Raw genomic sequence first — 25,352 nt, 5'->3', positions numbered from 1 at the left:
GTGGCCCCTGCGCGGCCGTCAGTGGGGCGTACGGAGCGGCCTGAGCGGGCCGCAGACGGTCGCTCCGGACCGGGTGGGTACGGAACGGAGGGGCTCGGTGCGGGCACCGCCTGCCTGCATCGGGATCGTGATCGTGCCGATCAGCTGTTCCAGCGCCGCCTCGACGTCCTCCTTCCACGCCATCGCGGAGCGCAGCTCCATGCGCAGGCGCGGGAAGCGCGGGTGCGGGCGGATCGTCTTGAACCCGACGCGGCGGAGGAAGTCCGCGGGGATGAGGCAGCCCGGCTCGCTGCCCGGCCGCTGCTCGCCGAACACCTCGATGGCCTTGACGCCGCGGCGCGTCAGGTCGCGCACGACCGCCTGCGCCAGCATCCGGCCCAGGCCCTCACCGGAGAACTCCGGCAGGACCTGCATCGTGGTGAGCAGCACGGCGTCGGCGGACACCGGGCCGGTGGGCATCTCGGCGGCGCGCGGGACCGCGGACGGAGGAGCGTAGATCACGTAGCCGGCGGGCGCCCCGGCCATGTAGACGACGCGGCCGCACGACCCCCACTCGAGGAGCACCTCGGAGACCCAGGCCTCCTTCTCCAGCTCGGTGGAGCCGAAGTCGGCCGCCTGCTTGCCGAGTTTCTCCGACAGCTCCCAGAAGACGCACCGTCTGCACCGCTTGGGCAGATCATCCAGGTTGTCCAGGGTGAGCGCCGCCACATGCCAGGACAAACCAACCTCCGGGCGGCGAGGAGCCATCGCGAATTCGGACATACGGCGCCACTCGCCGCGCCGACCCGAAGACCATAGATCGATCCAGCCGGAAAGGACACCCCGCCTGCTGCGACCGGTGCCCCCACCACGACGATCGGTCGCAGGTTCCCCCATTCCGGCTATCGCGGCGACCGCGGCGGGCCGGTCGCGGCCACCCCATAGACTCGATCTGGGACTCAGAGAGGATCCGGGAGGTCCACCGTGCCGCAGCCCGCCACGCCCCCACCACCGTTCGACGCCACTCCTGCGGGTGCGGGGGCAGCAGCAGCGGCGGCGGGTGCGTCTCGGCCGGCCGTGGAGCGGTTCGCCGCCCGAACCGCCGGCATGACCGCCTCCGAGATCCGCGCGCTCTTCGCCGTCGCGAGCCGGCCGGAGGTGGTCTCCCTCGCCGGAGGCATGCCGAACCTCGCCGCCCTCCCGCTCGACGAGCTCGCCGCCGAGGTCGCCGACCTCGTCGCCCGCGAGGGGCAGGTCGCCCTGCAGTACGGCTCCGCCCAGGGCGTGCCCGCGCTGCGCGAGCAGATCTGCGAGGTGATGGCGCTCGAGGGCATCCGCGCCGACCCCGACGACGTCGTCGTCACCGTGGGCTCGCAGATGGCGCTCGACCTCGTCACGCGCATCTATTGCGACCCCGGCGACGTCGTGCTGGCCGAGGGGCCGTCCTACGTCGGCGCGCTCGGCAGCTTCGCCGCCTACCAGGCCCGCGTCGTCCACGTCGCGATGGATGAGCACGGCCTCGTGCCCGACCTGCTGCGCGAGGCGCTGCGGTCGCTCGCGGCCGAGGGGATCACACCGAAGTTCCTGTACACGATCCCGAACTTCCACAACCCCGCCGGCGTCACGCTGGCCGTCGAGCGCCGCACCGAGATCCTCGAGATCTGCGCCTCGTACGGCGTGGCCGTCGTGGAGGACAACCCGTACGGGCTGCTCGGCTTCAGCGGCCGCACGTACCCGGCGCTGCGGTCGTTCTCCCGCGACGTCGTGTACCTCGGGTCGTTCTCGAAGACCTTCGCGTCCGGGTTGCGCGTCGGCTGGGCCCTCGTGCCGCCCGCGGTGCGCGACCGCCTCGTGCTCGCCGCGGAGTCGGCGACGCTGTGCCCGCCGAGCTTCACGCAGATGCTCGTGTCGCGGTACCTCTCGGCGCACGACTGGCGCGCCCAGATCAAGACCTACACCGAGGCCTACCGCGAGCGGCGCGACGCCATGCTCGACGCTCTGGCGACGTACCTGCCCGAGGGTTGCACGTGGAACGTGCCGGACGGCGGCTTCTACGTGTGGCTCACCGTCCCGGAGGGCGTCGACACGAAGGCGATGCTGCCGCGGGCGGTCACGGCGCGCGTCGCGTACGCGTCCGGCACCGGCTTCTACGCCGACGGGTTCGGCAGCCGCCAGCTGCGGCTGTCCTACTGCTACCCGCCCCCGGAGCGCATCACCGAGGGCGTGCGGAGGCTGGCGGGCGTGCTCGAGGCCGAGCTCGACGTCCTGCGCACGTTCGGCAGCCCGGCCCGGCCCGCCGTGGGCAGCGGCCCACAGGCGCCGAGCCCGCACACCCCCTGATCCGGGCGGTACCGCAGAATGCCTCGGTGACTGATCGATCCGTGGCCGTCCTGGCCGGTGGGCTCTCCCACGAACGCGAGGTGTCCCTGCGGTCCGGTCGGCGGCTCGCCGCCGCCCTCCGGGAGTCCGGGGTGGACGTGCGGGAGTGGGACGTCGACAGCTCGCTCGTCACGCAGCTGCGCACCGACCCGCCGGACGCGGTCGTGATCGCGCTGCACGGGGGAGAGGGCGAGAACGGATCCGTGCAGGCGGTCCTGGAGCTGCTCGACGTCCCGTTCGTCGGCACGGCGGCGCAGGCGTGCCGACGGGCGTGGGACAAGCCGACGGCGAAGGCCGAGCTCGCCGGCGCCGGCCTCGACACGCCGGACTGGGTCGCGCTGCCGCACTCCACGTTCCGCGCGTTGGGGGCGCAAGCCGTCCTCGACGCGATGGTCGACCGCCTCGGCCTTCCCCTGATGCTGAAGCCCGACCAGGGCGGGTCGGCGTTGGGGGCGCAGGTCGTGACCGACCGGTCCGAGATGCCCGCGGCAATGGTCAGCTGCCTCGCGTACTCCGACACCGTGTTGGCCGAGCGCTTCGTGCGCGGCACCGAGGTCGCCGTCACGGTCGTGAACGACGGACCGGAACTGCGGGCGCTGCCCGCGGTGGAGATCGACGCGCGGGGCGGCGTCTACGACTACACCGCGCGCTACACGCCCGGCACCGTCGCCTTCCACTGCCCGGCGCGACTCGACGACGCCACCCAGGCCCGCCTTGCGGAGACCGCGCTCGCCGCGCACCGCCTCCTCGGCCTGCGCGACGTCTCCCGCATGGACGCAGTGGTCGACGAGGAGGGTCGGGTCCAGGTCCTCGAGGTGAACGTCTCCCCGGGGATCACGGAGACCTCCCTGCTCCCCATGGCGGTCCGAGCGGCGGGCATGGACCTGGGGCGGCTCTACTCCGCGCTCGTCGAGCGCGCGATCGCCCGCTCGCGTTTCACGTGAAACGTCCGCCCGCCCAGCGTTGTTTCACGTGGAACACCGCGAGAAGCGCTCGCGGTGTTCCACGTGAAACCCTCCCGATCCGACCGACCATCGAGTCGCCGGTCCACACGCGCCGCGTGTTCCACGTGAAACAACACGCCCGGACCCTCGCACCTGCGCCGCGGTGACCGCGTTCCACGTGAAACGAGCGCGACGACACCGCCGCACCGGCCACCCGCCCGCCACCCACGACCGAGCCGCCAACGGGTCGCGCTACCCCTGGGCATACCCGAGCGCACACCCGATCGACCGGCTGGCGCCCCCGCAGCCGGCGGCCGACGGCCGAGCGCGCGACCACCCGCAACGCCTACTCGGCGTGCGCCGCCGCTGCGCGGCCGACCGCCGATCCGTCACTCGGTCCCGACTCGCCTGCGCGCACCGCCAGCGGCCGTTTCACGTGGAACGCCACGACAGCGGAACTCACCCGACCAACCCGCCGCGACGCGGGCTCGTGTTTCACGTGAAACGGCGGCGCCCTCGTCACCCAGCCAAGGCGCAACAACGTGGTCGGACGACCGGCGGGGCTGGATCCCGAACAGTCCGATGCACCCGGAACCGAGCAGCTGCGCCCGACCGCGGAGGAGGTTCCAGCGGCAACTGGTCGGCCGTTCGGGGTGCGGTTCGGCGCCGCCGGTCGCGCCACACGCGACGGATGACGCGACCCCGGTGGGCGTGGCAAGCCGATCCCCCCGCGAGCAGGGTGGAGCCGCAGGCGTCGATCGGCCGGGCCATCCGGCGGGTCAGGGGCGCGGGTGCACGCCGGTTCAGCTCGGCGGTGTCGCGGTGCAGCTCGACCGGCAGCACCTGCGCGCCACCGCGCATGCCCGCCCCCCACCAGGTCGCCTTCCGACCGTCACCGACCGTTCGCCCGAGTCGATCCCACCACCAGCTCCCGACGTGTGCGTGGACGGCGGATGGCGGGGCGGGCACGGCAATGCCGGTTCAGCAAGGGCAGGCTCCTTCACGCCACCGCCACCCCACACGCCCGGCAGGTCGGAACCACACGAGCGCCCGACAAGGCGCCGGCGAGACGCAGAGCCACGGCACGCCGCGGCAGGCACGGTGTGACCTGGCCAGGCCACCCCGCCCACGAACCAGACACCAGCGGAACCCGCCGTGTCGGGGCTACGCGGCCGCCGGCGGCACCGGGCCGGCCTCGGATCCGATCTTGTGCGGGCCCTCGACGATCTTCGGCCGGCCGGTCGATCGAAAATCGGCCTCAGATGCCCGAGACCCGGCGCGACCCCCTTGCCGACCCGATGACACGAACACATGCCCGCGAAGCCGCGAGCGTGGCGCACAGGGCGCCCTGAATCGGCCTCTGGCGGCCCGGGGGACGGCTCCTCGGGTCAGCCGTCGGAGCGTTCCATGAGCTTCGCGATCCGCTCGAGATCTTCGACCGAGCCGAACTCGACCACGATGCGCCCCTTGCGCTGCCCGAGCTCGACCTTCACGCGGGTGTCGAACGTGTCCGACAGCCGCTCGGCGAGGTCCTGCAGCCCGGGCGCTTGCATCGGCTTGCGCCGCGCCGGTTTGCGGCTGGGGGTCGCCCCCTCCCGCCGGAGGAGCACCACAGCCTCCTCCGTGGCCCGCACCGACATGCCCTCGGCGACGATGCGCGCCGCCAGCTCCTCCTGCTGGCCCGGGTCCTCCAGCCCGAGCAGCGCCCGCGCGTGCCCGGCGGACAGCACGCCGGCCGCGACCCTCCGCTGGACGGACACCGGCAGCTTCAGGAGGCGGATCGTGTTCGTGACGACGGGGCGGCTGCGCCCGAGCCGGTCGGCGAGCTCGGTCTGGGTGACGCCGAACTCGGCGAGCAGCTGCTCGTACGCCGCCGCCTCGTCGAGGGGGTTGAGCTGGACGCGGTGGATGTTCTCCAGCAGGGCGTCGCGCAGCATCTCGTCGTCGCCGGTGCGGCGGACGATCGCGGGGAGGCGGGTGAGGCCGGCGCGCTGCGCGGCCCGCCAGCGCCGCTCGCCCATGACGAGCTCGTAGGAACCAGGCCCGATCTCACGCACGACGATCGGCTGCAGGAGCCCGAACTCGCGGATGGAGTGCTCGAGCTCGGCGAGCGCCTCCTCGTCGAACTGGGTGCGCGGCTGCTTGGCGTTCGGCCGGATCGCCGAGATCTCGATCTCGCGGTAGACCGCACCGTCGACGGGGACCGGCTCCGCCTCGTCCGCGGGCGGCTCCGCGGCGCGCTGCTGGGTGGCGGAGGGGATCGCGGTACCGCCGGTGACCACGGACGCCGCCCGGCCGGCGACGCCGGGGGCCGTGGCCGGTCCGCCCTCGCCGTGGGCCGACGTGGTGGGGATGAGCGCGGCCAACCCGCGTCCGAGCCCGCCCTTCCGCTGCGGGGCGGCCTTCTGGGTGGTGGCGCGCGTCGGAGGCGCCTCGCGCTCTGGCATCGTCGGCTACCGCCCGTCCTGGTCCGGTGGCACGGGCATCGCCGCGCCACGCTCGGCGATCTCACGGGCCGCGTCGACGTAACTCATCGCGCCGCGCGAACCCGGGTCGTAGGCCAGCACCGTCTGGCTGTAGCCGGGCGCTTCGGAGACCTTGACGCTGCGCGGGATCACCGTCCGCAGCACCGTGGACCCGAAGTGGCTGCGCACCTCGCTGGTGACCTGGTCGGCGAGCTTGGTCCGCCCGTCGTACATGGTCAGCAGGATCGTCGAGACGTGCAGGCCGGTGTTGAGGTGCGCACGCACCAGGTCGATGTTGTTCAGCAGCTGGCCGAGCCCTTCCAGCGCGTAGTACTCGCACTGGATCGGGATCAGCACCTCGTTGGCGGCCACCAGCGCGTTGACCGTGAGCAGGCCGAGCGACGGCGGGCAGTCCACGAAGACGTAGTCCACGTCGAGCTCGTCGAGTGCCTCGCGGGAGAGCGCCTGGCGCAGCCGGTTCTCCCTGGCCACCATGCTGACGAGCTCGATCTCGGCGCCTGCCAGGTCGATCGTGGCCGGGACGCACAAGAGGTTCGGCGACGCCGTGCTCTGCGCGGCCGCCTCGGCCAGCCGGAGCTCACCGAGCAGGGCCTCGTACACCGACGGCGTGCCCAGCCGGTGGTCCACCCCGAGCGCGGTGCTCGCGTTGCCCTGCGGATCGAGATCGATCACGAGCACCCGGACCCCGTGCATCGCCAGCGCCGCCGCCAGGTTCACCGTGCTGGTGGTCTTGCCGACGCCGCCTTTCTGGTTGGCGACGGTGATGATGCGGCGGTGCGACGGACGCGGCATCTTGTACCGGTCCGGGTGGAGCACCCGGGCGGCCCGCTCCGCCTCCTCCGCGATCGGCGTCCACACCGGCGTTTCACGTGAAACATGGTCAGGGGAGATCTCGTACTGGGACACCTTGAACGTCACGCCCGCCCTCTCCTGCGCCTCGTGCGGACCGGGGCACCGGCCTCCCGCTCGACGACGACCACCGTGCTCGGCGGGTCGATGATCCCCGACCCGCAGCGTTCGATGCGGGGAGCCCCGCCGCCGAGCCGTCGCACGGCCGCCGAGTCCCGCCGCACCTCGTCCGCCGCCGCTGCACCCTTGATCGCGAGCATCCGCCCGCCCGGCCGGAGCAGCGGCAGGCACCAGCCGGCGAGACGGGCCAGCGGCGCGACGGCACGAGCGGTCACCACGTCGGCTCCCTCCCATCGCCGCCGCACGTCATCTTCCTCGGCCCGGCCCCGCTCCACCTCGACCGCCACGCCGAGATCGGAGATCACTTCGCGCAACCACTCGACTCGACGAGCGAGCGGCTCCACGAGCACGACGCGGGCGCTGGGCAGGGCCAGTGCCAACGGTATCCCGGGAAGGCCCGCGCCCGAACCCACGTCGACCACACGCGCGCCATCCGGCACCAGGTCGGCGACGACCGCGCAGTTGAGGATGTGCCGCTCCCACACCCGATCCGCCTCGCGCGGACCGAGCAGCCCGCGCTCGATCCCGGACGTGACGAGGTGCTCGGCGTACCGCTTCGCGAGCGGGAGCCGATCACCGAAGACGAGACCGTCCCGGTCCACGTCCGCGGGGCCGGTGGCGGTCCCGGTGGGGTCAGGCACTGCGGAAGATGACGACCTGCCGGCGCGGCTCCTCGCCCTCGCTCTCGCTCGACACACCCTTGATCTTCGCGACCGCGTCGTGCACGACCTTGCGCTCGAACGGGGTCATCGGGCGCAGCCGCACCGACTGACCGGTCTCGAGCACCTCCTTGGCCGTGCGCGTGCCGAGGGCGGTCAGCTCGGCGCGGCGGTTCTTGCGCCAGCCCGCGATGTCGAGCATCAACCGGCTGCGGTTCCCCGAGGCCTGCTGCACGGCGAGCCGGGTCAGCTCCTGCAGCGCCTCCAGCACCGCGCCCCGCTCCCCGACGAGCTTGTCGAGGTCGTCCCCGCCGTCGATGCTGACGACCGCCCGACCCGCCTCGACGTTCATCTCGAGGTCGCCGTCGTAGTCCAGGATGTCGAGCAGTTCCTCGAGGTAGTCGGCCGCGATGTCGCCCTCACGCATCAGCTGGTCCGAGGTCGAGCTCGGCCCGTCCTGCGCAGTCTTCGGCACGATGCGTCTCCTCTCTGAACGTGCGGCGCGCCCGGTGCCCCGGGACGCGCCGCTGCGGCCGCTGGGGGGCGACCGCGAATGGCTCGTGGGTCAGCGGCGCTTGCGCGGGCGGCGCGCCGGCGGCCGCTGGCCGCCTCCGCTGCGCGCTCCGCGCTCCGCACCGCCGACGCTCTTACCCGCGCCGTTGCCGGAGGAGGTGTCCTTCGGCTCGCCGGCACGAGGAGCGCCGTTCGCACCGGAACCGGTGGGCTTGCGCGTGATCGGCTTGGCCCCCGGCCGCTTCGCCGGCTGCTTCGGCTCGTCGGACTGCCCCTGCGCGCGCACGGGCTTCTGGCCGGGGCGCGGGGCCCGCGCCTTCTGGACGGCCGCCTGCTGCTCCTTCTTGGCGCTCTCCTCCGCGTCGATCTTGCGGTACACGACGTACTGCTGACCGAGCGTCCAGAGGTTGTTCGACACCCAGTAGAGGAGAACGGCGAGCGGCAGGAACGGTGCACCGACGACGACGCCGATCGGGAACACGTAGAGCATCAGCCGGTTCATGATCGCGGTCTGCGGGTTCTCGGCCTGCGCCGCGGTCTGCCGGGCCACCGAGTGCCGCGCCGTGATGTGGGTGAAGATGCCCGCCGCGATCATCAGCGGGATCATCACGATCAGCATCGAGGTGATCGACGTCCCGGCGGCGTTCAGGACCTCCTCGCCCTGCAGCACCCAGTTGCCCAGCTTCGCCCCGAACAGGTCGGAGCGGTTGAAGGACTCGACGTCCTCCTGGCCGAAGAAGTAGTTCTCGGTGCGCGGCTGGCCGTTGCTCAGGACCGGGTTGAACTCGCGCAGCACGTGGAAGAGGCCGATGAACACCGGCACCTGCACAAGGACCGGGAGGCAGCCGCCGAGCGGGTTGACGCCGTGCTCCCGCTGGAGCCGCTGCATCTCCTCGGCCTGCTTCTGCCGGTCGTTGGCGTACTTCTTCCGGATCTTCGCGATCTCCGGCTGGAACTCCTGCATCCGCCGCATCGAGCGGACCTGGTGCACGAACGGCTTGTACAGGATCGCGCGGAGCGTGAAGACCAGGAACATCACCGACAGCGCCCACGCGACGCCGCTGTCCGGTCCGAGGAGGAAGCCCCAGACCTCGTGCCAGACCCAGAGGATGAAGGAGACCGGGTAGTAGATGAAGTTCAGCACGGGGCTTGCTCCTCGATGTTCTTCCGGGCCGGGCGGGTGCGGCGCGGCGGCACCGGGTCGACCCCGCCAGGGTGCCATGGTGCGCAGCGGACCAACCGCCGAACCGTGAGCCACGACCCGACCAGCAGCCCGTGCACCTGGAGCGCCTCGATCGCGTACGCGCTGCAGGTGGGGTAGAAGCGGCAGGTCGGGGGGAGCCCGGGGGAGATCCAGCGCTGGTAGCCGCGCAGGAGTGCGACGGGCAGCCGGGTCAGGGGGGAGCGCCGGTCGTCACCCACGGCAGCTTCCCCCCGCCTTCCGCAGGACGCCGCGGAGGCAGGCGTCGAGGTCGTCGCCGAGCTCGGCCGACGAGGCGTCGGCGGCGGGCGGCAACGCCCTGACCACGACCATCGCCGTCTCGGGCAGCTCGCGCAGCCGCGGCGCGAGGAGGTGGCGCAGCCGGCGGCTCACCCGGTGCCGAACCACGGATCCGCCCACGGCCTTGCTCACGATGAGCCCGGCGCGCGGGCCGCCACGGGCTGCGGAGCAGTGCATGTGGACCACGAGCCTGCTCCGGCCGCTGCGCCGCCCTCGCTTGAGGACCGCGGCGAACTCGTCCCGGCGCGTGAGCCGGGACCTGGCCGGCAGCACCGGGCCCGCCTGATCAGGCGGAGAGCCGCTGGCGGCCCTTGGCACGGCGGGCCGCGATGATGGCGCGCCCGGCGCGGGTGCGCATGCGCAGCCTGAAGCCGTGCGTGCGGGCCCGGCGGCGGTTGTTGGGCTGGAAGGTGCGCTTGCCCTTGCTCACGGTCGGCTCTCCTGGTCGACGGCGATGCGGGGCAGGCCGTCGCTGATCATCATTCGGGTGGTTCGGACAGTGGTGCTTCGGCGCCCGCGTGGGTCGGGCGCGGCACCAGGCGAACCAGGGCAGCACACGACCCGCATGCGCGGGCACGCTTGCTGCCAGGGTACATGGCGGGTGTGCCGACGTCGTCCCGCGGGGGATGCGCACCGGCGGCGACGCGGGGCTCGGGAGCAGGCGGCGTGGCCTCGCCCCGAGGGGAGCAACGCGCGTCACACCCGATCATCCCCTTGCCCGATTGCGTGACCCGGGCGGCTTGTGGCAGCGGCCCGACGTTGTTAGCGTGCCTCCTCCACGAGTTGGATCCGGGGGATCGCCACAACAGCCGGCAGCACGGGCCCGCGCGTGTTTCACGCTGCGTGCCCGCGTACCGTCTTGCGCACAGGTGTGGACAAGTCTGGGGATGATCGCCCCTAATATCCGGGGTGCGTGATCGTCCGGGGCGACGACCGGAGGGGAGCGCAGACCGGTGGCCGACCAGCCGAGTGAGTTGGGACAGGTCTGGAACCGCGTCATCGCCGATCTCTCCGGCGCCGCGGCGGGCCCGGGACACCAGTCCCTGTCCCCGCAGCAGCGTGCCTTCCTCCGTCTCACGCGCCCGCTGGGCCTGATCGACGGTACGGCGCTGCTGGCGGCGCCGAGCGAGTTCGCCAAGGACGCGATCGAACGAATCCTGCGCAGGCCGATCAGCGAGGCGCTCGGCAGGCACCTCGGCGTCACGGTGAACCTCGCCGTCGTCGTCGACGCCTCCGCCGCGTCCGGCGGCACCGAGGTGCCCGATCCGCCGGGGGCGGCCCCGCGCCCCGGCCCGGGGGCCGAGGGCAACGGCGATCGGCCGCACGCCGAGCAGCCCGACGAGCCGGCCGCGGCCGACGACGGCTCCACGCTGCCTGGCGCGGGCCCGCTCGGGCCGGTGGTCGACGCCGAGGGCCAGCGCCCGAACGGCGGCCCCCGCGAGCCCGGCGAGGGCAGGCCCGCCGACGTGTGGCCCACCTACTCCGGCCCGCCCGCGGGCGAGACCGTCACCCCGAGGTCGCAGACGCGGCTGAACGAGAAGTACACCTTCGACACGTTCGTCATCGGGGCGTCGAACCGGTTCAGCCACGCCGCCGCGGTCGCCGTGGCCGAGGCGCCTGCCCGCGCCTACAACCCGCTGTTCATCTGGGGCGACTCGGGGCTGGGCAAGACGCACCTGCTGCACGCGGTCGGCCACTACACCCAGCGGCTGTTCCCGGGCATGCGCGTGCGCTACGTGTCCACCGAGGAGTTCACCAACGACTTCATCAACTCGCTGCGCGACGACCGCAAGGTGGCGTTCCAGCGCCGCTACCGCGACGTCGACGTGCTGCTGGTGGACGACATCCAGTTCCTGGAGGGCAAGGAGGGCACCCAGGAGGAGTTCTTCCACACCTTCAACACCCTCCACAACGCGAACAAGCAGATCGTCGTCTCCTCCGACCGCCCGCCGAAGCGCCTCGAGACCCTCGAGGACCGCATGCGCACGCGGTTCGAGTGGGGCCTCATCACCGACATCCAGCCGCCCGAGCTGGAGACCCGCATCGCGATCCTCCGCAAGAAGGCGGCACAGGACCGCCTCGCCGTGCCCGGTGACGTCCTCGAGTTCATCGCCGAGCGCATCGAGCGCAACATCCGGGAGCTGGAGGGCGCGCTGATCCGGGTCACGGCGTTCGCGTCGCTGAACCGGCAGCCGGTCGACACCCAGCTCGCCGAGATCGTGCTGCGCGACCTCATCCCCGACTCCGCGACGTCGGAGATCACGGCGCCCACGATCATGGCGGTCACGGCGGAGTTCTTCGGCGTGACGATCGACGAGCTGTGCGGGCCGGGCAAGTCCAAGGCCCACGCCCAGCCGCGCCAGATCGCCATGTACCTCTGCCGCGAGCTGACCGACCTCTCCCTGCCCCGGATCGGCCAGACCTTCGGCGGCCGCGACCACACCACGGTCATGCACGCCGACAAGAAGATCCGCAACGAGATCGCCCAGCGCCGCAAGACCTTCGAGCAGGTGCAGGAGCTCACGGCGCGGATCAAGCAGCGCGCCCGCCACTGATCGCACCTCCTGCGGGCCCGCGGGCTACGCGCCCCGGCGGGCCCGCAGGACGTCGACGACGCGCGGGAGGTCGAACTCGCCCCCCGAGGTCTCCGGCCGCGCGGAGAGGTAGGCCCGCGCCCCCGCGAGGCCGGCCTCGCGCTCGGCCCGCGGGACCGTCAGCACCCACGAGCGCGTGCCGAGCTCCGCGACCAGCGCATCGACGGTGGTGGGGTGGGAGAAGGGGAACCGCCTGAGCTCGGCCGCGGCGAACCCGTGGCCGTCGGGGAGCTCCTTCGCGTCGTCGTGCAGCTGCGCGACCGGGTCCCACGAGCCGGCCTCGAGGAAGCCGCGCACCCAGCCGACGCTCACGTCGAAGGCGATCCACAGCGCGGCCAGCACGCCGCCCGGGCGCAGCACCCGCGCGATCTCGGGCACGGCCCGGTCCGGGTCGAACCAGTGGAAGGCCTGCCCGACGAGCACCCCGTCCACCGACGCGTCGGGGAGCGGCACGGACTCGGCGCTGCCCTCCCGGGCGTCGACGGACGCCAGCCGGGACCGCAGCTGCGCGAGCATCGCCGGGTCCGGGTCGACGGCCGTCACCCGGCCCCCGGGCCCCAGCCGGCCCAGGAGCGCCTCGGTCAGCTTCCCCGTGCCGGCGCCGACGTCGAGCAGGTGCACGCCGGGGCGCCCGGCGAGCTCACCCAGCGCCCACGCGACGGCGTCGGCCGGGTAGCCGGGGCGGTGACGGGCGTACGTCACGGCCACGGAGCCGAAGTTCGGGGCGGGCGGTCCGGGCACGGCCCGACCGTACGACCGCGCCCGCACCGGGCACACCCGAACCGACACTCCCGGTCACGGTTCGTGGTCACCCGTGCGCGCCCCGAACACGCCGGCGGGCTGCGCGGAGTGAGGAAGGACCGCCGGATCCGATCGCACTGCGTCCCCACCCGACCACTCTTCACCCACATCTGGGGACAACTCTGTGGATTGCCGCCGCGGAGCCCGTGGACGGATCGGGCCTCGACGGTGGAAAACCCGTGTCTGACGCGGGGACAGATGGCCCTCCGGGAGCGCCATCCACGGGCCGGCGCAACCGCCCACGGGCGCGCCCACCCGCGTCTCCACATCGAGACACGGCCTCTGACCAGCGCGGATCCCAACCATCCACACTGCGCACAGGACCTTCCACTACTGCTGGGGTTCTCTCTTTGAACATCCAGAAGAAGAGAAGCGGCGTGGATGGATCCGGACGGGCGGTCCCGATCGGGGAAGCCCATGGCCGGGATGACACCCGCCCGCCGGAGGCTCTACGGTTGTCCTCCCCGGGCCGGCTCTCCCGGCACCGCGGCGGCGTCCGGGCGCCGCACCCACAACGCCCGCCGGCCTCCCAGCCGGCAACCCCGAGTCGTCCCCAGCGCGAGAGGTCCCTCCATGAAGTTCCGGGTCGAACGCGACGTCCTCGCCGACGCCGCCGCCTGGGTGGCCCGCAGCCTCCCGGCGCGGCCGCCGGTCCCGGTGCTCGGCGGCGTTCTCATCGAGGCCACCGGGGGAGCCGACGGCGATCGGCTCACGGTCTCCGGGTTCGACTACGAGACCTCCGCCCGGGTCGAGCTCGACGCGACGATCGGCGACCCGGGGCGCGTGCTGGTCTCCGGGCGGCTGCTCGCCGACATCACCCGCGCGCTGCCGCCGAAGCCGGTCGACCTCGTCGTCGACGGCGCCCGCGCCACGATCAACTGCGGCAACAGCCGGTTCAGCCTCCCGACGATGCCGGTCGAGGACTACCCGCAGCTGCCGGACATGCCCCAGCTCGCCGGTTCGGTGGCCGCGGGCGAGCTCGCCGAGGCGGTCGGCCAGGTCGCCGTCGCGGCCGGTCGGGACGACACGCTGCCGATGCTCACCGGCATCCGGCTGGAGATCGAGGGCGACCGGCTCACCCTCGCCGCCACCGACCGGTTCCGGCTCGCCGTCCGCGAGCTCGAGTGGACCCCCGAGGACGACGCGCAGTCGAGCGCGGTGCTCATCCCGGCCCGCACCCTCGCCGAGGTCGCGAAGACGCTTTCCGGGGCGGGCACCGTCGAGATCGCGCTGTCGGCGGGCGACGGCATGCTGGGCCTCACCGGAGGCGGCCGCCGTGCCACCACCCGCCTGCTCGACGCGGAGTTCCCGCGGTTCCGCCAGCTGATCCCCACCGAGCACACCACCGCGGCGGTCATCGAGGTGGCCCCCCTCGTCGAGGCGATCAAGCGCGTGGCGCTCGTGACCGACCGCGTGGCACAGGTCCGGATGGAGTTCGCCGACGACGGCCTGCGGCTCGCCGCGGGCGGCGACGACGTCGGCAGCGCCGAGGAGGAGCTTCCGTGTGAACTCGACGGCGCGCCGCTCGTCATCGCGTTCAACCCCGCGTACCTTCTCGACGGACTGGGTGCCCTGCACACCGAGCGGGCGCAGCTCACCTTCACCACGCCGAACCGGCCGGCCCTGGTGCGTCCCGTGCTGGCCGCGCCCGCGGACGACGAGGCGGCCGAGAAGCCCGCAGAGCCCGCGGAGCCGGTGCCGGGGTACCTGCACCTGCTGATGCCCGTGCGCCTGCCCGGCTGAGCGTCCGCGGGCACCCCGACTCCAGGAGAGGCAACCGTGCAACTGGGACTCATCGGGCTCGGCCGGATGGGCGGCAACATGCGCGACCGGCTGCGCTCGGCGGGGCACGAGGTCGTCGGGTACGACCCGCGCCCGGAGGTGAGCGACGTCGCGTCGCTCGAGGAGCTCGCGAAGGCGCTGCAGGCGCCGCGCGTGGTCTGGGTGATGGTGCCGTCCGGCGAGCCGACCCGCAGCACGATCCGGGCGCTGCGCGACGTGCTGGAGCCGGGCGACCTCGTGATCGACGGCGGCAACTCGCGCTACACCGACGACGGGCCGAACGCCGCCCTGCTCGACGAGAAGGGGATCGGCTACCTCGACGTCGGCGTCTCCGGCGGCATCTGGGGCAAGACCAACGGCTACGGACTGATGGCGGGCGGGTCGGCCGAGCACGTCGAGCGCGCCATGCCGATCTTCGATGCGTTGCGGCCGGAAGGCCCGCGCGAGGAGGGCTTCGTGCACGCCGGCCCGGTGGGCGCGGGCCACTTCTCGAAGATGGTCCACAACGGCATCGAGTACGGCCTCATGCAGGCCTACGCCGAGGGCTACGAGCTGCTGTCGGCCGCCGAACTCATCACCGACGTGCCCGGGGTGCTGCAGGCGTGGTCGCGCGGCACGGTGGTGCGCTCGTGGCTGCTCGACCTGCTCGTCGTAGCGCTGAAGGACGACCCGGATCTCGCGAAGCTCGACGACTACGTCGAGGACTCCGGCGAGGGCCGCTGGACGATCGAGGAGGCGATCCAGCACGCCGTGCCGCTGCCGGTGATCTCGGCGGCCCTGTTCGCGCGGTTCGCGTCGCGACAGGAGGCGTCGCCCGCGATGAAGGCCGTCGCCGCGTTGCGCCACCAGTTCGGCGGGCACGCCGTGAAGTCCGCGGCGGGCCCCTCGGGCGTCCCGGGCGAGCACGCGGGGCCCAGCTCGGGCACCGGCTCCACGCAGGGCTAGCAGAATCTCCTCGTGCACCTGCGTCGCCTCGCCGTCACCGACTTCCGGTCGTGGGAGTCCGCCGAGCTCGACCTGCGGCCCGGCGTCACGGTGCTCGTGGGGCCGAACGGCGTCGGCAAGACCAACCTGGTCGAGGCAGCCGGCTACCTGGCCACCCTCGGTTCGCACCGGGTCGCGACCGACGCCCCCCTCGTCCGCCGCGGAGCGTCGCGGGCGCTGGTGCGCGGGTCGGTGGTCCACCAGGGCCGTGAGCTGACCGTCGAGCTGGAGATCGCGCCTGGGCGGGCCAATCGGGCCCGGGTCAACCGCGCTCCGGCGAAGCCGCGCGACGTGCTGGGGATCCTGCGGACGGTCCTGTTCGCGCCGGAGGACCTCGCGCTGGTGCGCGGCGACCCGGGCGAGCGCCGCCGGTTCCTCGACGAGCTGCTCGTGGCGCGATTCCCGCGCTACGCCGCCGTCCGCTCCGACTACGACCGGGTGCTGCGGCAGCGGTCCGCGCTGCTCAAGACCGCCCGCGGCGGCGGCGACCTGCGCACGCTCGACGTGTGGGACGGCCACCTCGCCCGGCACGGTGCTGCGCTGCTCGCGGGGCGGCTGGAGCTCGTCGCGGCCATCGCCCCGCACGCGGTGGAGGCGTTCGCCGAGGTCGCCCCCACGTCCGACCCCATCTCGCTCGGCTACCGCTGCAGCCTGGAGGGCGAGCTGCCCGCCTCGGCGGAGGAGCTGGAGCCGCTGCTGCTGGACGCGATGGCGCGGCTGCGCAAGCAGGAGGTGGAGCGCGGTGTGTGCCTCGTCGGCCCGCACCGCGACGACCTGGAGCTGCGGCTCGGCGACGGGCCGGCGAAGGGCTACGCGAGCCACGGGGAGTCCTGGGCGCTCGCGCTCGCGCTGCGGCTCGCGTCGTACCGGCTGCTGTGCGCGGACGACGTCGAGCCGGTGCTCGTGCTCGACGACGTGTTCGCCGAGCTGGACGCGCGCCGCCGGACAGCGCTCGCCGACGTCGCCCGGCGCGCCGAGCAGGTGTTGGTCACCGCGGCGGTCGCCGAGGACGTCCCCACCGAACTCGACGGCGATCGGTTTGCGGTGAGCGGCGGACGGGTCGAGCGGCTCGCGCAAGAGGCCACGTCAGGAGGTCGGCTGTGATCTCGCCCACCTGGGGAAAAAGGTGTGGATACTGTGGATAACTCCCGCCGCACTGGTGATGACGAGCGGAAACGACCGCCCGTCGCACCCGAGGAACCGCCCGTCGCACCCCGATCGGGGTCGGTTATCCCCAGCCCTGGGGATGGATCGGAGCCGACCGCTGGGCGCAGCCGGGGTGCGGACCTCGCCCGCGAGGCGCTCCGCGCGGCCCGCGAGGCCAACGCCGAGCGCGCGGCCCAGCGCGCCGCCGAGGCGGAGGGGCGCAGGCCGGCCCAGCCCCGCGGGCGGCGCAAGAGGTGGTCCGGCCCCGGCCCCGACGACCGGGACCCGCAGCCGTTCGGGAAGCTGGTCTCGCGGGTGGCGTTGGACCGCGGCTGGTCGCCGAAGCTGACCGACGCCACGGTCCTCGGTCGCTGGCCGCACCTGGTCGGTCCCGAGATCGCCGACCACTGCACGCCCCTGTCGCTGCGCGACGGCGAGCTCGTGCTGCAGGCCGAGTCCACGGCCTGGGCCACGCAGCTGCGCCAGCTGCAGCGCCAGCTGCTCTCGCGGCTCGCCGCCGCGGTCGGCAAGGACGTCGTGCGCCGCATCCGCGTGGTCGGACCGTCCGGGCCGAGCTGGCGGCACGGTCCGCGGCACATTCGGGGCAGGGGGCCCAGGGACACGTACGGATGACGGTCGGCGCGGCACGTGGCGAATCAGGGCGGCGTGACGGGCTCGTAGCCCGGCCGACCCCCCTTCACGGCCGACCGAACCCGAACGGAGTCCCGATCGGCGCTCTGTGACGATTCTGGGGGTGTCCTAGCCGCGTTCCTGCCCACCTGCCCCGGTATGATGGAGGTGTGTTTTCCGGGCGCTCCCCGATCGCCCGGTCGTAAGGCCCAGGACGCGGGGGTGCTCACGTGCGCCTGCTCCGGGCCGTCATGGCGAGGAGACAGGCTGCCAGTGCCGGAGAAGAAGAACTCCTACAGCGCGTCGTCGATCACCGTCCTCGAGGGTCTCGAGGCAGTCCGCAAACGTCCCGGCATGTACATCGGCTCCACGGGTGAGCGCGGGCTGCACCACCTCGTCCAGGAGGTCGTGGACAACGCCGTCGACGAGGCGATGGCGGGCTACGCCACGCGCGTCGAGGTCACGCTGCTCGACGACGGCGGCGTGCGGGTGTCCGACGACGGCCGCGGCATCCCGGTCGGCATGCACCCCGTGGAGAAGCGGCCGGCGGTCGAGGTCGTCATGACCGTGCTGCACGCGGGCGGCAAGTTCGACAGCAAGTCCTACGCGGTGTCCGGCGGCCTGCACGGTGTCGGCGTGTCCGTGGTCAACGCGCTGTCCACCAAGCTCGACGTGGAGATCCACACCGAGGGCAAGGTGTGGCGCCAGCACTACGAGCGCTCGGTGCCCGGCCCGCTGATCAAGGGCGAGGACACCGACCGCACGGGCACCACGGTCACGTTCTGGGCCGACCCGGACATCTTCGAGACCACCACGTACAACGTGGAGACGATCCGCCGCAGGCTGCAGGAGATGGCCTTCCTCAACAAGGGCCTCACCATCGTCCTGCGCGACGAGCGCAACGGCCACCCCGCCGAGGAGGAGGAGCCGGACGCCGAGGGGTACGTGGCGAAGGTCAGGGAGCACACCTTCTGCTACCCGAACGGCCTCGAGGACTTCGTCGCCTTCCTGAACAAGGCGAAGGACCCGATCCACAAGAAGCTCATCGCGTACTCGGCCGAGGGCGAGGACCACGCGGTCGAGGTGGCGATGCAGTGGAACTCCGGCTACACCGAGTCGGTCTACACGTTCGCCAACACGATCAACACGCACGAGGGCGGCGCCCACGAGGAGGGCTTCCGCGCGGCGCTCACCTCCACGGTGAACCGCTACGCGCGCGAGAAGAAGCTGCTCAAGGACAAGGACCCGGCGCTGTCGGGTGAGGACATCCGCGAGGGCCTCGCCGCGATCGTCTCGGTGAAGGTCAAGGAGCCCCAGTTCGAGGGCCAGACCAAGACCAAGCTGGGCAACACCGAGATCAAGTCGTTCGTGCAGCGGGTGAGCAACGAGTGGCTCGCCGACTGGTTCGAGCGCAACCCCACCGAGGCCAAGGCCATCGTCAACAAGGCGGTGCAGTCGGCGCAGGCGCGGATCGCCGCCCGCAAGGCGCGCGAGCTGGTGCGCCGCAAGACCGCGGGCGACATCGGCGGCCTGCCCGGCAAGCTCGCCGACTGCCGCTCGACCGACCCGTCGAAGTCCGAGCTCTACATCGTGGAGGGCGACTCGGCGGGCGGCTCGGCCAAGTCCGGGCGCGACTCGATGTTCCAGGCGATCCTGCCGATCCGCGGCAAGATCATCAACGTCGAGAAGGCCCGGATCGACCGCGTGCTCAAGAACGCCGAGGTGCAGTCGATCATCACGGCGCTGGGCACCGGCATCCACGACGAGTTCGACCTGTCGAAGCTGCGGTACCACAAGATCGTGCTGATGGCCGACGCCGACGTCGACGGCCAGCACATCCGCACGCTGCTGCTGACGCTGCTGTTCCGCTTCATGCGGCCGCTGATCGAGCACGGCCACGTGTTCCTCGCGCAGCCGCCGCTCTACAAGATCAAGTGGTCGGGGCGGGGCGTCGAGCCGGAGTTCGCCTACAACGACCGCGAGCGCGACGGCCTGATCGAGGCCGGCCGGGCAGCGGGCAAGAAGCTGCCCAAGGACGAAGGCGTCCAGCGCTACAAGGGCCTCGGCGAGATGAACGCCAAGGAGCTGTGGGAGACCACGATGGACCCGGCCAACCGGATCCTCCTGCAGGTCACCCTCGACGACGCGGCCACGGCGGACGAGCTGTTCTCGATCCTGATGGGCGAGGACGTCGAGTCCCGCCGGTCGTTCATCACGCGCAACGCGAAGGACGTGCGGTTCCTGGACGTCTAGTCCCGGTGTCCGCGAGCCGAACCGCACGAGCAGAGAAGGACCATGACCGACACCCTGGACCCCACGCTGCCCCCGCCGCCGGATGGCGACCGCACCGAGCCGGTCGACATCCAGCAGGAGATGCAGCGCTCCTACATCGAGTACGCGATGAGCGTGATCGTCGGCCGCGCGCTGCCGCTGGTCGAGGACGGGCTCAAACCGGTGCACCGGCGCGTCCTGTACTCGATGGGGGAGAACGGCTTCCGGCCGGACCGCTCGTACGTCAAGTGCGCCCGCGTCGTCGGGGAGGTGATGGGTAACTACCACCCCCACGGCGACTCGGCGATCTACGACGCGCTGGTCCGGCTCGCGCAGCCGTGGTCGATGCGCTACCCGCTGATCGACGGACAGGGCAACTTCGGTTCCCGCGGCAACGACCCCGCGGCGGCGATGCGGTACACCGAGTGCCGGCTTTCGCCGCTCGCGATGGCGATGCTGCAGGACATCGACGAGGACACCGTCGACTTCGCCGACAACTACGACGGCAAGACGCAGGAGCCCATCGTCCTGCCGTCGCGGGTGCCCAACCTGCTGATCAACGGCAGCGTGGGCATCGCGGTCGGCATGGCGACCAACATCCCGCCGCACAACCTGCGCGAGGTCGGCGAGGGCATCGTCTGGGCGCTGAACAACTGGGAGGCCTCCGACGAGGAGCTCCTGGACGCGCTCATCGAGCGGATCAAGGGCCCTGACTTCCCGACCGCCGGCCTCATCGTCGGCCGGGACGGGATCGAGCAGGCCTACCGCACCGGCCGCGGGTCGGTGAAGATGCGCGCGGTCGTCGAGGTCGAGGAGGACGCCAAGGGGCGCACCTCCCTCGTCATCACCGAGCTGCCGTACCAGGTCAACCCGGACAACCTGATCGAGTCGATCGCGCAGCAGCACCGCGACGGCAAGCTGTCGGGCATCGCCGAGATCAACGACGAGTCGTCCGACCGCGTCGGCATGCGCATCGTCATCACGCTGAAGCGCGACGCCGTGGCCAAGGTGGTGCTGAACAACCTCTACAAGCACACCCAGCTGCAGCAGGGCTTCGGCGTCAACATGCTGACCATCGTCGACGGGGTGCCGCGCACGCTCCGGCTCGACCAGCTGGTCCGCAACTACATCCGCCACCAGATCGACGTCATCGTCCGGCGCACCCGCTTCCGCCTGCGCAAGGCCGAGGAGCGGGCCCACATCCTGCGCGGCTACGTCAAGGCGCTCGACGCGCTCGACGAGGTCATCAACCTGATCCGGTCGTCGGAGACGGTGGACGTCGCGCGCGAGGGCCTGATGCAGCTGCTCGACGTCGACGAGATCCAGGCGCAGGCGATCCTCGACATGCAGCTGCGCCGGCTCGCCGCCCTCGAGCGCCAGAAGATCGTCGACGAGCTGGCGGAGATCGAGCGCACGATCGCCGACCTCGAGGACATCCTCGCCCGGCCGGAGCGGCAGCGCGAGATCGTGCGCGACGAGCTCACCGAGATCGTCGAGAAGCACGGCGACGAGCGGCGCACGCAGATCATCCCCGACGACGGCGAGGTCACCAACGAGGACCTCATCGCGGTCGAGGACGTCGTCGTGACGATCACCCAGACCGGCTACGCGAAGCGCACGAAGACCGACCTCTACCGGGCGCAGAAGCGCGGCGGCAAGGGCGTGCAGGGCGCGCAGCTGAAGCAGGACGACATCGTCGCCCACTTCTTCGTGTGCTCCACGCACGACTGGATCCTGTTCTTCACGAACAAGGGCCGCGTGTACCGGCTCAAGGCCTACGAGCTGCCCGAGGCCAACCGCAGCGCTCGCGGCCAGCACCTGGCGAACCTGCTCGCCCTCCAGCCGGACGAGCACATCGCGCAGGTCATGCAGATCAAGGACTACCAGGCCGCGCCGTACCTCGTCCTCGCGACGAGAAGCGGTCTGGTGAAGAAGTCCCGGCTCACGGACTTCGACTCCAACCGCACCGGCGGCCTGATCGGCATCAACCTGCGCGAGGACGACGAGCTGGTCGGGGCGGTGCTCTGCTCGGCGGAGGACGACCTGCTGCTGGTGTCCGCCGAGGGGCAATCCATCCGCTTCAACGCGAGCGACGCGGCGCTGCGCCCGATGGGCCGGGCCACGTCCGGCGTGCTGGGGATGCGCTTCAACGACGGCGATCGGCTGCTGTCGCTCGACGTGGTGCGACCCAACACCTACGTCCTCGTCGCGACGGCGGGCGGGTACGCCAAACGCACCCCGATCGAGGACTATCCGGTGCAGGGTCGGGGCGGCAAGGGTGTTCTGACCATCCAATACGACCGCCGTCGTGGCACCCTGGTCGGCGCGCTCATCGTCGGGATCGACGACGAGCTCTACGCGATCACCTCCACCGGCGGGGTGATCCGCACGACCGCTCGGGAGGTCCGCAAGGCAGGCCGGCAGACGAAGGGGGTCCGTCTGATGAACCTCGGTGAGGGTGCCACGCTGCTCGCGGTGGCCCGCAACGTCGAGGACGACGCGGACGACCAGTCGGCCGGCTGAGCTCGCGAGCCGCCCTACCCACGAGGCCCCGAGGAGACGTTCACCTCGTGAACGACACGACGAGCACACCGGACGAGTCCGACGGCCGCGGCCGCGTGGCCACCGGAGAGCAGGCTGCGATCCCGCAGCAGGCGAACGGCCAGCAGGGCGGGGCGGAGGCCCCCGCCCAGCCCGGTGACACCTCCGGGACGAACGGGTCGGCGGCCACCGAGACCGAGGGCACCGCGCAGCAGGACCCCGACCCCACGGGGGTGGACGCGCCCACCGCGCACATCCAGGTTCCGCAGCCCGCGGAGGGGCAGAGCGGGCAGGCGGAGGCTGCCGCGGAGACCGCCTCCGCGCCACGCCCGTCGCCGACGCCGCGGGTGCCCGAGCCGGAGCCCGCGCCCGGCCCGATGCCCGGGCCGGGGCCCGAGGCGGCGGCACCGCCGCCGTGGCACCGGATGTCGGCGGGCGGTGGCACCGCGGAGCCGGTGACCGAGCCCGAGACCCAGCCGCGGAACGCGGCACTGCTCGACGACGGGCCGACGGCGTTCCTCGAGCCGCCCGCGCGCCAGGAGGAGCAGAGCACGGAGGCCGGCACGGCGCCCGAGTCGGCCGGCTGGTCCGGTGTGCGGACGGTGCGCAACCGGCCGCCCCGGCAGGCCGTGCTCCAGCTCAAGCGGATCGACCCGTGGTCGGCGCTGAAGCTCGGCCTCGTCCTGGCCGTGGTGCTGTTCTTCATCTGGCTGGTGGCCGTCGGCGTCCTGTACGGGGCGCTCGACGGCATGGGCGTGTGGGACCGGCTCAACGGCACCTACGCCGACCTGGTGTCCGGGGACACCCCCACCGGGAGCCCGCTCATCAGCGCGGGCCGGGTGTTCGGCTTCGCCGCGGTGATCGGAGCGGTCAACAGCCTGCTCTTCGCCGTGGCCGTGACGGTGGGCGCGTTCGTCTACAACGTGTCCGCCGACCTGGTCGGAGGCATCGAGGTCACCCTCTCCGAGAGGGACTGACCCGGTTGAAGGCGGCCGGGGGCGCTGCGGTAACCTCGTCCCCGTCGCAAGGGCCCATAGCTCAGACGGTTAGAGCGCGTCGCTGATAACGACGAGGTCGCTGGTTCAAGTCCAGCTGGGCCCACTCTCCTTGAGCTCCACTCCCACTCCTTCGGGACGAGTTAGGACGTGATCCTCGTGAAGAAGCTCATCGCCGTCGCTGTCGCGCTGGCCGCGGGCGCTTTCATCTTCTCCAAGGTCCGTGCCTCCCGCGAGAACGACCTCTGGCACGAGGCCACCAACAACTGAGCCCGGGCGATACCGCCCGCTGCTGAGCGGGTAACGTCCCCGCTCAGCCAGGGGACGTAGCTCAATTGGCAGAGCACCGCCTTTGCAAGGCGGGGGTTAGGGGTTCGATTCCCCTCGTCTCCACCAGCAGGAACGGGCCCCAGCAAGATCGTCTCGCCGAGGGCCGTGCCACATACGTGCCTCAGCGTCACGTGCCGGATGTGGCGGGGATCCGCCCGGGCCTCGATCGCGGCCACCGCGATGTTCTTGACGATCCAGCCGACCACGATGACGCCGGCCGCGGCGACGAGGCCGATCACGAGCGCGGTGAGCAGGTCGACCGCCGCCTTCAGCGCAGCGACGATCACGGGTGCGGCGATGAAGGCGAGCGCCACGAGCGCGGCCACGCCGATCCAGCTGGACCCGCCGGCGCGGTGGTTGCTGCGGTGGTTGTGGTGGTGGCAGTGGCAGTTGACGGTGATCCGGCACATCACGACACCTCCTCGTCGTCGTCCCAGTCGTCTTCGTCGTCGGTGTAGGAGCGCCGAGCGAGGGACGGCTGTGCCATGACCGAGCTGTGCGAGGTGGTGATCACTGCCCCGGAGCCCGCGTGGCTGCGCAGCTTCACGCGGGAGCTCGTTGATCGGCACCTCTGTTCGAGCGTCCACAACTTCGCCCCGGTCCACTCGATCTACCGATGGCAGGGCGAGGTCCACGAGCGCACCGAGGGGCGCGCGTCTCTGCACACGCGACGCGCGCTCGTCCCCGAGATCGTCCAGTACGCCAAGGAGCGGCACCCCTACCAGGTACCCGGCATCAGCGCCCGCCCGATCTACGACGGCAACCACGAGTACCTCGACTGGATCGTCGCCGAGACCGGCCAGTCGACTGCCGACGCAGAGGACGCGTGACCTCCCATCGCAGCCGCGTGGCCCACTTCGTGATCGACGTGGAGGACCTCGAACGTGGCACCGAGTTCTGGTCCGCAGCCCTCGGTGCCACCGAGGAACCGCTGCACCCAGCGAGCAGCCGGGTCTACCGCCGACTGCGCCTGCCCGACGCGCCGATCCGCGTGTTACTACAGCTCACCGCAGACCCCAAGGTGGGCAAGGAGCGGATGCACCTCGACCTGGAAACCGACGACGTGGAGACCGAGGTCCGCAGGCTCGAAGCGCTCGGCGCCACGCGGTGGAACCACCAGCAGGAGCGCGGGCATGACTTCTGGATCATGCGCGACCCATGGGACAACGAGTTCTGCGTCCTCCAGACCGAGTTCCCCGCCCTCCTCGCACAGCGCCCACCGTGGCCACCGGTGGCGGCTGCTCGATAGCCCATCGGGCCCCTGGTGCCGGGTTCCCCTGGCTGTGTTCAGACTTTCCTTCCTTGTTCAAAGCGGCGCCTGCGGCGCCGCGGCCGGGACTGTGTCTGATGCCGGGCGCCATGCGGCGACGGGGCGTGCGGCCTCCGGCCGGTCCCCGTCGCCGCGCGCCCGGCTGGTGCGGCGGACCCGGCCGCGGCACCGCGAAGAGCAGTGCGCCGTTCACTCCGACAAGAACAAGAGCATGTCCTCGCCGGACGGGCAGGTCTTCGGGATGCCGGGGAGTAAGGTGACGGAATGGTCATGCGGGTGGCGGTTCCCGTGCTGCCGTGCCGAGATGTGCAGGCAGCGCGTTCGTACTTCACGGACGTGCTCGGATTCGACACCATCTTCACCTGGGAGACCCCACCTAGCTACGCGGCCGTGATCCGCGACACCGCCGAGTTCCACCTGTACGCCGAAAGCAGCGTCGGCCCGGCCAGGGTGACGGTTGTCGTCGACGACGTCGATTCCTGCCACGACGAGCTGCGCGCCCGCGGCGCCGACATCGTCGAGCCACTGGCTGACCGGCCCTACGGGATGCGCGACTTCAACGTACGGACACCCGATGG

The 25,352-nt window shown here is 72.0% G+C and carries 25 protein-coding genes and 2 tRNA genes; 17 read left to right on the top strand and 10 right to left on the bottom strand.

The window, feature by feature from the left end:
- Positions 1–18 precede the first annotated feature (18 nt).
- Positions 19–720 (bottom strand): GNAT family N-acetyltransferase, encoded by a 702-nt coding sequence (locus VKZ81_RS17060; RefSeq protein WP_324242564.1) that lies wholly within the window; start codon positions 718–720, stop codon positions 19–21.
- A gap of 336 nt (positions 721–1,056) precedes the next feature.
- On the opposite strand from VKZ81_RS17060, the gene VKZ81_RS17055 reads away from it, so the two are divergent.
- Positions 1,057–2,319 carry an aminotransferase-like domain-containing protein gene (locus VKZ81_RS17055; RefSeq protein ID WP_324242563.1) on the top strand — a complete coding sequence of 421 codons (1,263 nt, stop codon included), beginning with the start codon at positions 1,057–1,059 and terminating at the stop codon, positions 2,317–2,319.
- 26 nt (positions 2,320–2,345) lie between these two features.
- Entirely contained in the window at positions 2,346–3,302 is a 957-nt protein-coding gene (locus tag VKZ81_RS17050; protein WP_324242562.1) for a D-alanine--D-alanine ligase family protein, read from the top strand.
- Between the two features lie 1,388 nt (positions 3,303–4,690).
- Here VKZ81_RS17050 and VKZ81_RS17045 read toward each other — a convergent pair.
- The 8 genes from VKZ81_RS17045 to rpmH all read right to left on the bottom strand — a co-directional run bounded on the left by VKZ81_RS17045 (position 4,691) and on the right by rpmH (position 9,860).
- Positions 4,691–5,749, bottom strand: coding sequence for a ParB/RepB/Spo0J family partition protein (locus tag VKZ81_RS17045; protein ID WP_324242561.1), 1,059 nt, complete (start codon positions 5,747–5,749; stop codon positions 4,691–4,693).
- A gap of 6 nt (positions 5,750–5,755) precedes the next feature.
- Positions 5,756–6,679, bottom strand: a complete 924-nt coding sequence (locus VKZ81_RS17040) for a ParA family protein (protein ID WP_324242598.1) — start codon at positions 6,677–6,679, stop codon at positions 5,756–5,758.
- Between the two features lie 23 nt (positions 6,680–6,702).
- A complete protein-coding gene (gene rsmG, locus VKZ81_RS17035; protein ID WP_324242560.1) occupies positions 6,703–7,398 on the bottom strand; it encodes a 16S rRNA (guanine(527)-N(7))-methyltransferase RsmG in 696 nt (231 codons plus the stop codon).
- Positions 7,391–7,843 (bottom strand): Jag family protein, encoded by a 453-nt coding sequence (locus VKZ81_RS17030; protein ID WP_324242597.1) that lies wholly within the window; start codon positions 7,841–7,843, stop codon positions 7,391–7,393. The genes rsmG and VKZ81_RS17030 overlap by 8 nt, the downstream gene beginning before the upstream one ends.
- 138 nt (positions 7,844–7,981) lie before the next feature.
- Positions 7,982–9,073, bottom strand: a complete 1,092-nt coding sequence (gene yidC / locus VKZ81_RS17025; RefSeq protein ID WP_324242559.1) for a membrane protein insertase YidC — start codon at positions 9,071–9,073, stop codon at positions 7,982–7,984.
- Complete coding sequence (gene yidD / locus VKZ81_RS17020; protein ID WP_324242558.1) at positions 9,067–9,351, bottom strand: membrane protein insertion efficiency factor YidD; 285 nt, start codon at positions 9,349–9,351, stop codon at positions 9,067–9,069. The genes yidC and yidD overlap by 7 nt, the downstream gene beginning before the upstream one ends.
- Positions 9,344–9,703, bottom strand: a complete 360-nt coding sequence (gene rnpA, locus VKZ81_RS17015; protein ID WP_324242557.1) for a ribonuclease P protein component — start codon at positions 9,701–9,703, stop codon at positions 9,344–9,346. The genes yidD and rnpA overlap by 8 nt, the downstream gene beginning before the upstream one ends.
- A 13-nt stretch (positions 9,704–9,716) precedes the next feature.
- Complete coding sequence (gene rpmH, locus VKZ81_RS17010; RefSeq protein ID WP_324242556.1) at positions 9,717–9,860, bottom strand: 50S ribosomal protein L34; 144 nt, start codon at positions 9,858–9,860, stop codon at positions 9,717–9,719.
- Between the two features lie 523 nt (positions 9,861–10,383).
- On the opposite strand from rpmH, the gene dnaA reads away from it, so the two are divergent.
- The gene (gene dnaA, locus VKZ81_RS17005) at positions 10,384–11,985 is read left to right on the top strand and encodes a chromosomal replication initiator protein DnaA (protein ID WP_414709394.1); all 1,602 of its coding nucleotides are present in this window, start codon (positions 10,384–10,386) and stop codon (positions 11,983–11,985) included.
- A gap of 24 nt (positions 11,986–12,009) precedes the next feature.
- Here the strand turns inward: dnaA and VKZ81_RS17000 are convergent, their stop codons facing one another.
- Entirely contained in the window at positions 12,010–12,765 is a 756-nt protein-coding gene (locus tag VKZ81_RS17000; protein WP_324242555.1) for a class I SAM-dependent methyltransferase, read from the bottom strand.
- Between the two features lie 633 nt (positions 12,766–13,398).
- Between VKZ81_RS17000 and dnaN the strand changes: the two genes are divergently transcribed.
- The 14 genes from dnaN to VKZ81_RS16930 form a co-directional block, all read left to right on the top strand.
- Complete coding sequence (gene dnaN / locus VKZ81_RS16995) at positions 13,399–14,568, top strand: DNA polymerase III subunit beta (protein WP_324242554.1); 1,170 nt, start codon at positions 13,399–13,401, stop codon at positions 14,566–14,568.
- A gap of 36 nt (positions 14,569–14,604) precedes the next feature.
- Positions 14,605–15,552 carry a phosphogluconate dehydrogenase (NAD(+)-dependent, decarboxylating) gene (gnd, locus tag VKZ81_RS16990; RefSeq protein ID WP_324242553.1) on the top strand — a complete coding sequence of 316 codons (948 nt, stop codon included), beginning with the start codon at positions 14,605–14,607 and terminating at the stop codon, positions 15,550–15,552.
- A 12-nt stretch (positions 15,553–15,564) separates the two neighbouring features.
- Positions 15,565–16,695, top strand: a complete 1,131-nt coding sequence (gene recF, locus VKZ81_RS16985) for a DNA replication/repair protein RecF (RefSeq protein WP_324242552.1) — start codon at positions 15,565–15,567, stop codon at positions 16,693–16,695.
- A 24-nt stretch (positions 16,696–16,719) separates the two neighbouring features.
- Positions 16,720–17,370, top strand: a complete 651-nt coding sequence (locus VKZ81_RS16980) for a DciA family protein (RefSeq protein ID WP_324242551.1) — start codon at positions 16,720–16,722, stop codon at positions 17,368–17,370.
- A gap of 270 nt (positions 17,371–17,640) precedes the next feature.
- The gene (gene gyrB, locus VKZ81_RS16975) at positions 17,641–19,620 is read left to right on the top strand and encodes a DNA topoisomerase (ATP-hydrolyzing) subunit B (RefSeq protein WP_324242550.1); all 1,980 of its coding nucleotides are present in this window, start codon (positions 17,641–17,643) and stop codon (positions 19,618–19,620) included.
- A gap of 42 nt (positions 19,621–19,662) precedes the next feature.
- Positions 19,663–22,161 carry a DNA gyrase subunit A gene (gyrA, locus tag VKZ81_RS16970; protein ID WP_324242549.1) on the top strand — a complete coding sequence of 833 codons (2,499 nt, stop codon included), beginning with the start codon at positions 19,663–19,665 and terminating at the stop codon, positions 22,159–22,161.
- A 47-nt stretch (positions 22,162–22,208) separates the two neighbouring features.
- Positions 22,209–23,156 (top strand): DUF3566 domain-containing protein, encoded by a 948-nt coding sequence (locus tag VKZ81_RS16965; protein WP_324242548.1) that lies wholly within the window; start codon positions 22,209–22,211, stop codon positions 23,154–23,156.
- 50 nt (positions 23,157–23,206) lie between these two features.
- A tRNA-Ile gene (locus tag VKZ81_RS16960) sits at positions 23,207–23,280 on the top strand.
- 44 nt (positions 23,281–23,324) lie between these two features.
- Positions 23,325–23,444, top strand: a complete 120-nt coding sequence (locus VKZ81_RS16955; RefSeq protein WP_324242547.1) for a DLW-39 family protein — start codon at positions 23,325–23,327, stop codon at positions 23,442–23,444.
- A gap of 50 nt (positions 23,445–23,494) precedes the next feature.
- Positions 23,495–23,570, top strand: a tRNA-Ala gene (locus VKZ81_RS16950).
- A 74-nt stretch (positions 23,571–23,644) separates the two neighbouring features.
- On the top strand, positions 23,645–23,962 hold the full coding sequence (locus VKZ81_RS16945) for a hypothetical protein (RefSeq protein ID WP_324242546.1): 318 nt from the start codon (positions 23,645–23,647) through the stop codon (positions 23,960–23,962).
- Between the two features lie 27 nt (positions 23,963–23,989).
- The gene (gene cutA / locus VKZ81_RS16940) at positions 23,990–24,334 is read left to right on the top strand and encodes a divalent-cation tolerance protein CutA (RefSeq protein WP_324242545.1); all 345 of its coding nucleotides are present in this window, start codon (positions 23,990–23,992) and stop codon (positions 24,332–24,334) included.
- Positions 24,331–24,753 carry a VOC family protein gene (locus tag VKZ81_RS16935; RefSeq protein WP_324242544.1) on the top strand — a complete coding sequence of 141 codons (423 nt, stop codon included), beginning with the start codon at positions 24,331–24,333 and terminating at the stop codon, positions 24,751–24,753. Before cutA ends, VKZ81_RS16935 begins: the two co-directional genes overlap by 4 nt.
- Positions 24,754–25,038: 285 nt before the next feature.
- Positions 25,039–25,352 (top strand): VOC family protein (locus tag VKZ81_RS16930; RefSeq protein ID WP_324242543.1); only part of this gene is annotated, 314 nt, incomplete at its 3' end.

Origin of the sequence: Pseudonocardia sp. (assembly GCF_035305885.1) — a bacterium.
Taxonomy (GTDB): Bacteria; Actinomycetota; Actinomycetes; order Mycobacteriales; family Pseudonocardiaceae; genus Pseudonocardia.
Note: the sequence above shows the minus strand (reverse complement) of the source record. Positions and strands in the feature narration are given on the sequence as shown.

Excerpts from the sequence above, each read along its gene's own strand:
- VKZ81_RS17045 (WP_324242561.1), bottom strand. The coding sequence starts at position 5,749 with ATGCCAGAGCGCGAGGCGCCTCCGACGCGCGCCACCACCCAGAAGGCC.
- VKZ81_RS17030 (WP_324242597.1), bottom strand. The coding sequence starts at position 7,843 with ATGCGTGAGGGCGACATCGCGGCCGACTACCTCGAGGAACTGCTCGAC.
- dnaN (WP_324242554.1), top strand. The coding sequence starts at position 13,399 with ATGAAGTTCCGGGTCGAACGCGACGTCCTCGCCGACGCCGCCGCCTGG.
- gyrA (WP_324242549.1), top strand. The coding sequence starts at position 19,663 with ATGACCGACACCCTGGACCCCACGCTGCCCCCGCCGCCGGATGGCGAC.
- cutA (WP_324242545.1), top strand. The coding sequence starts at position 23,990 with ATGACCGAGCTGTGCGAGGTGGTGATCACTGCCCCGGAGCCCGCGTGG.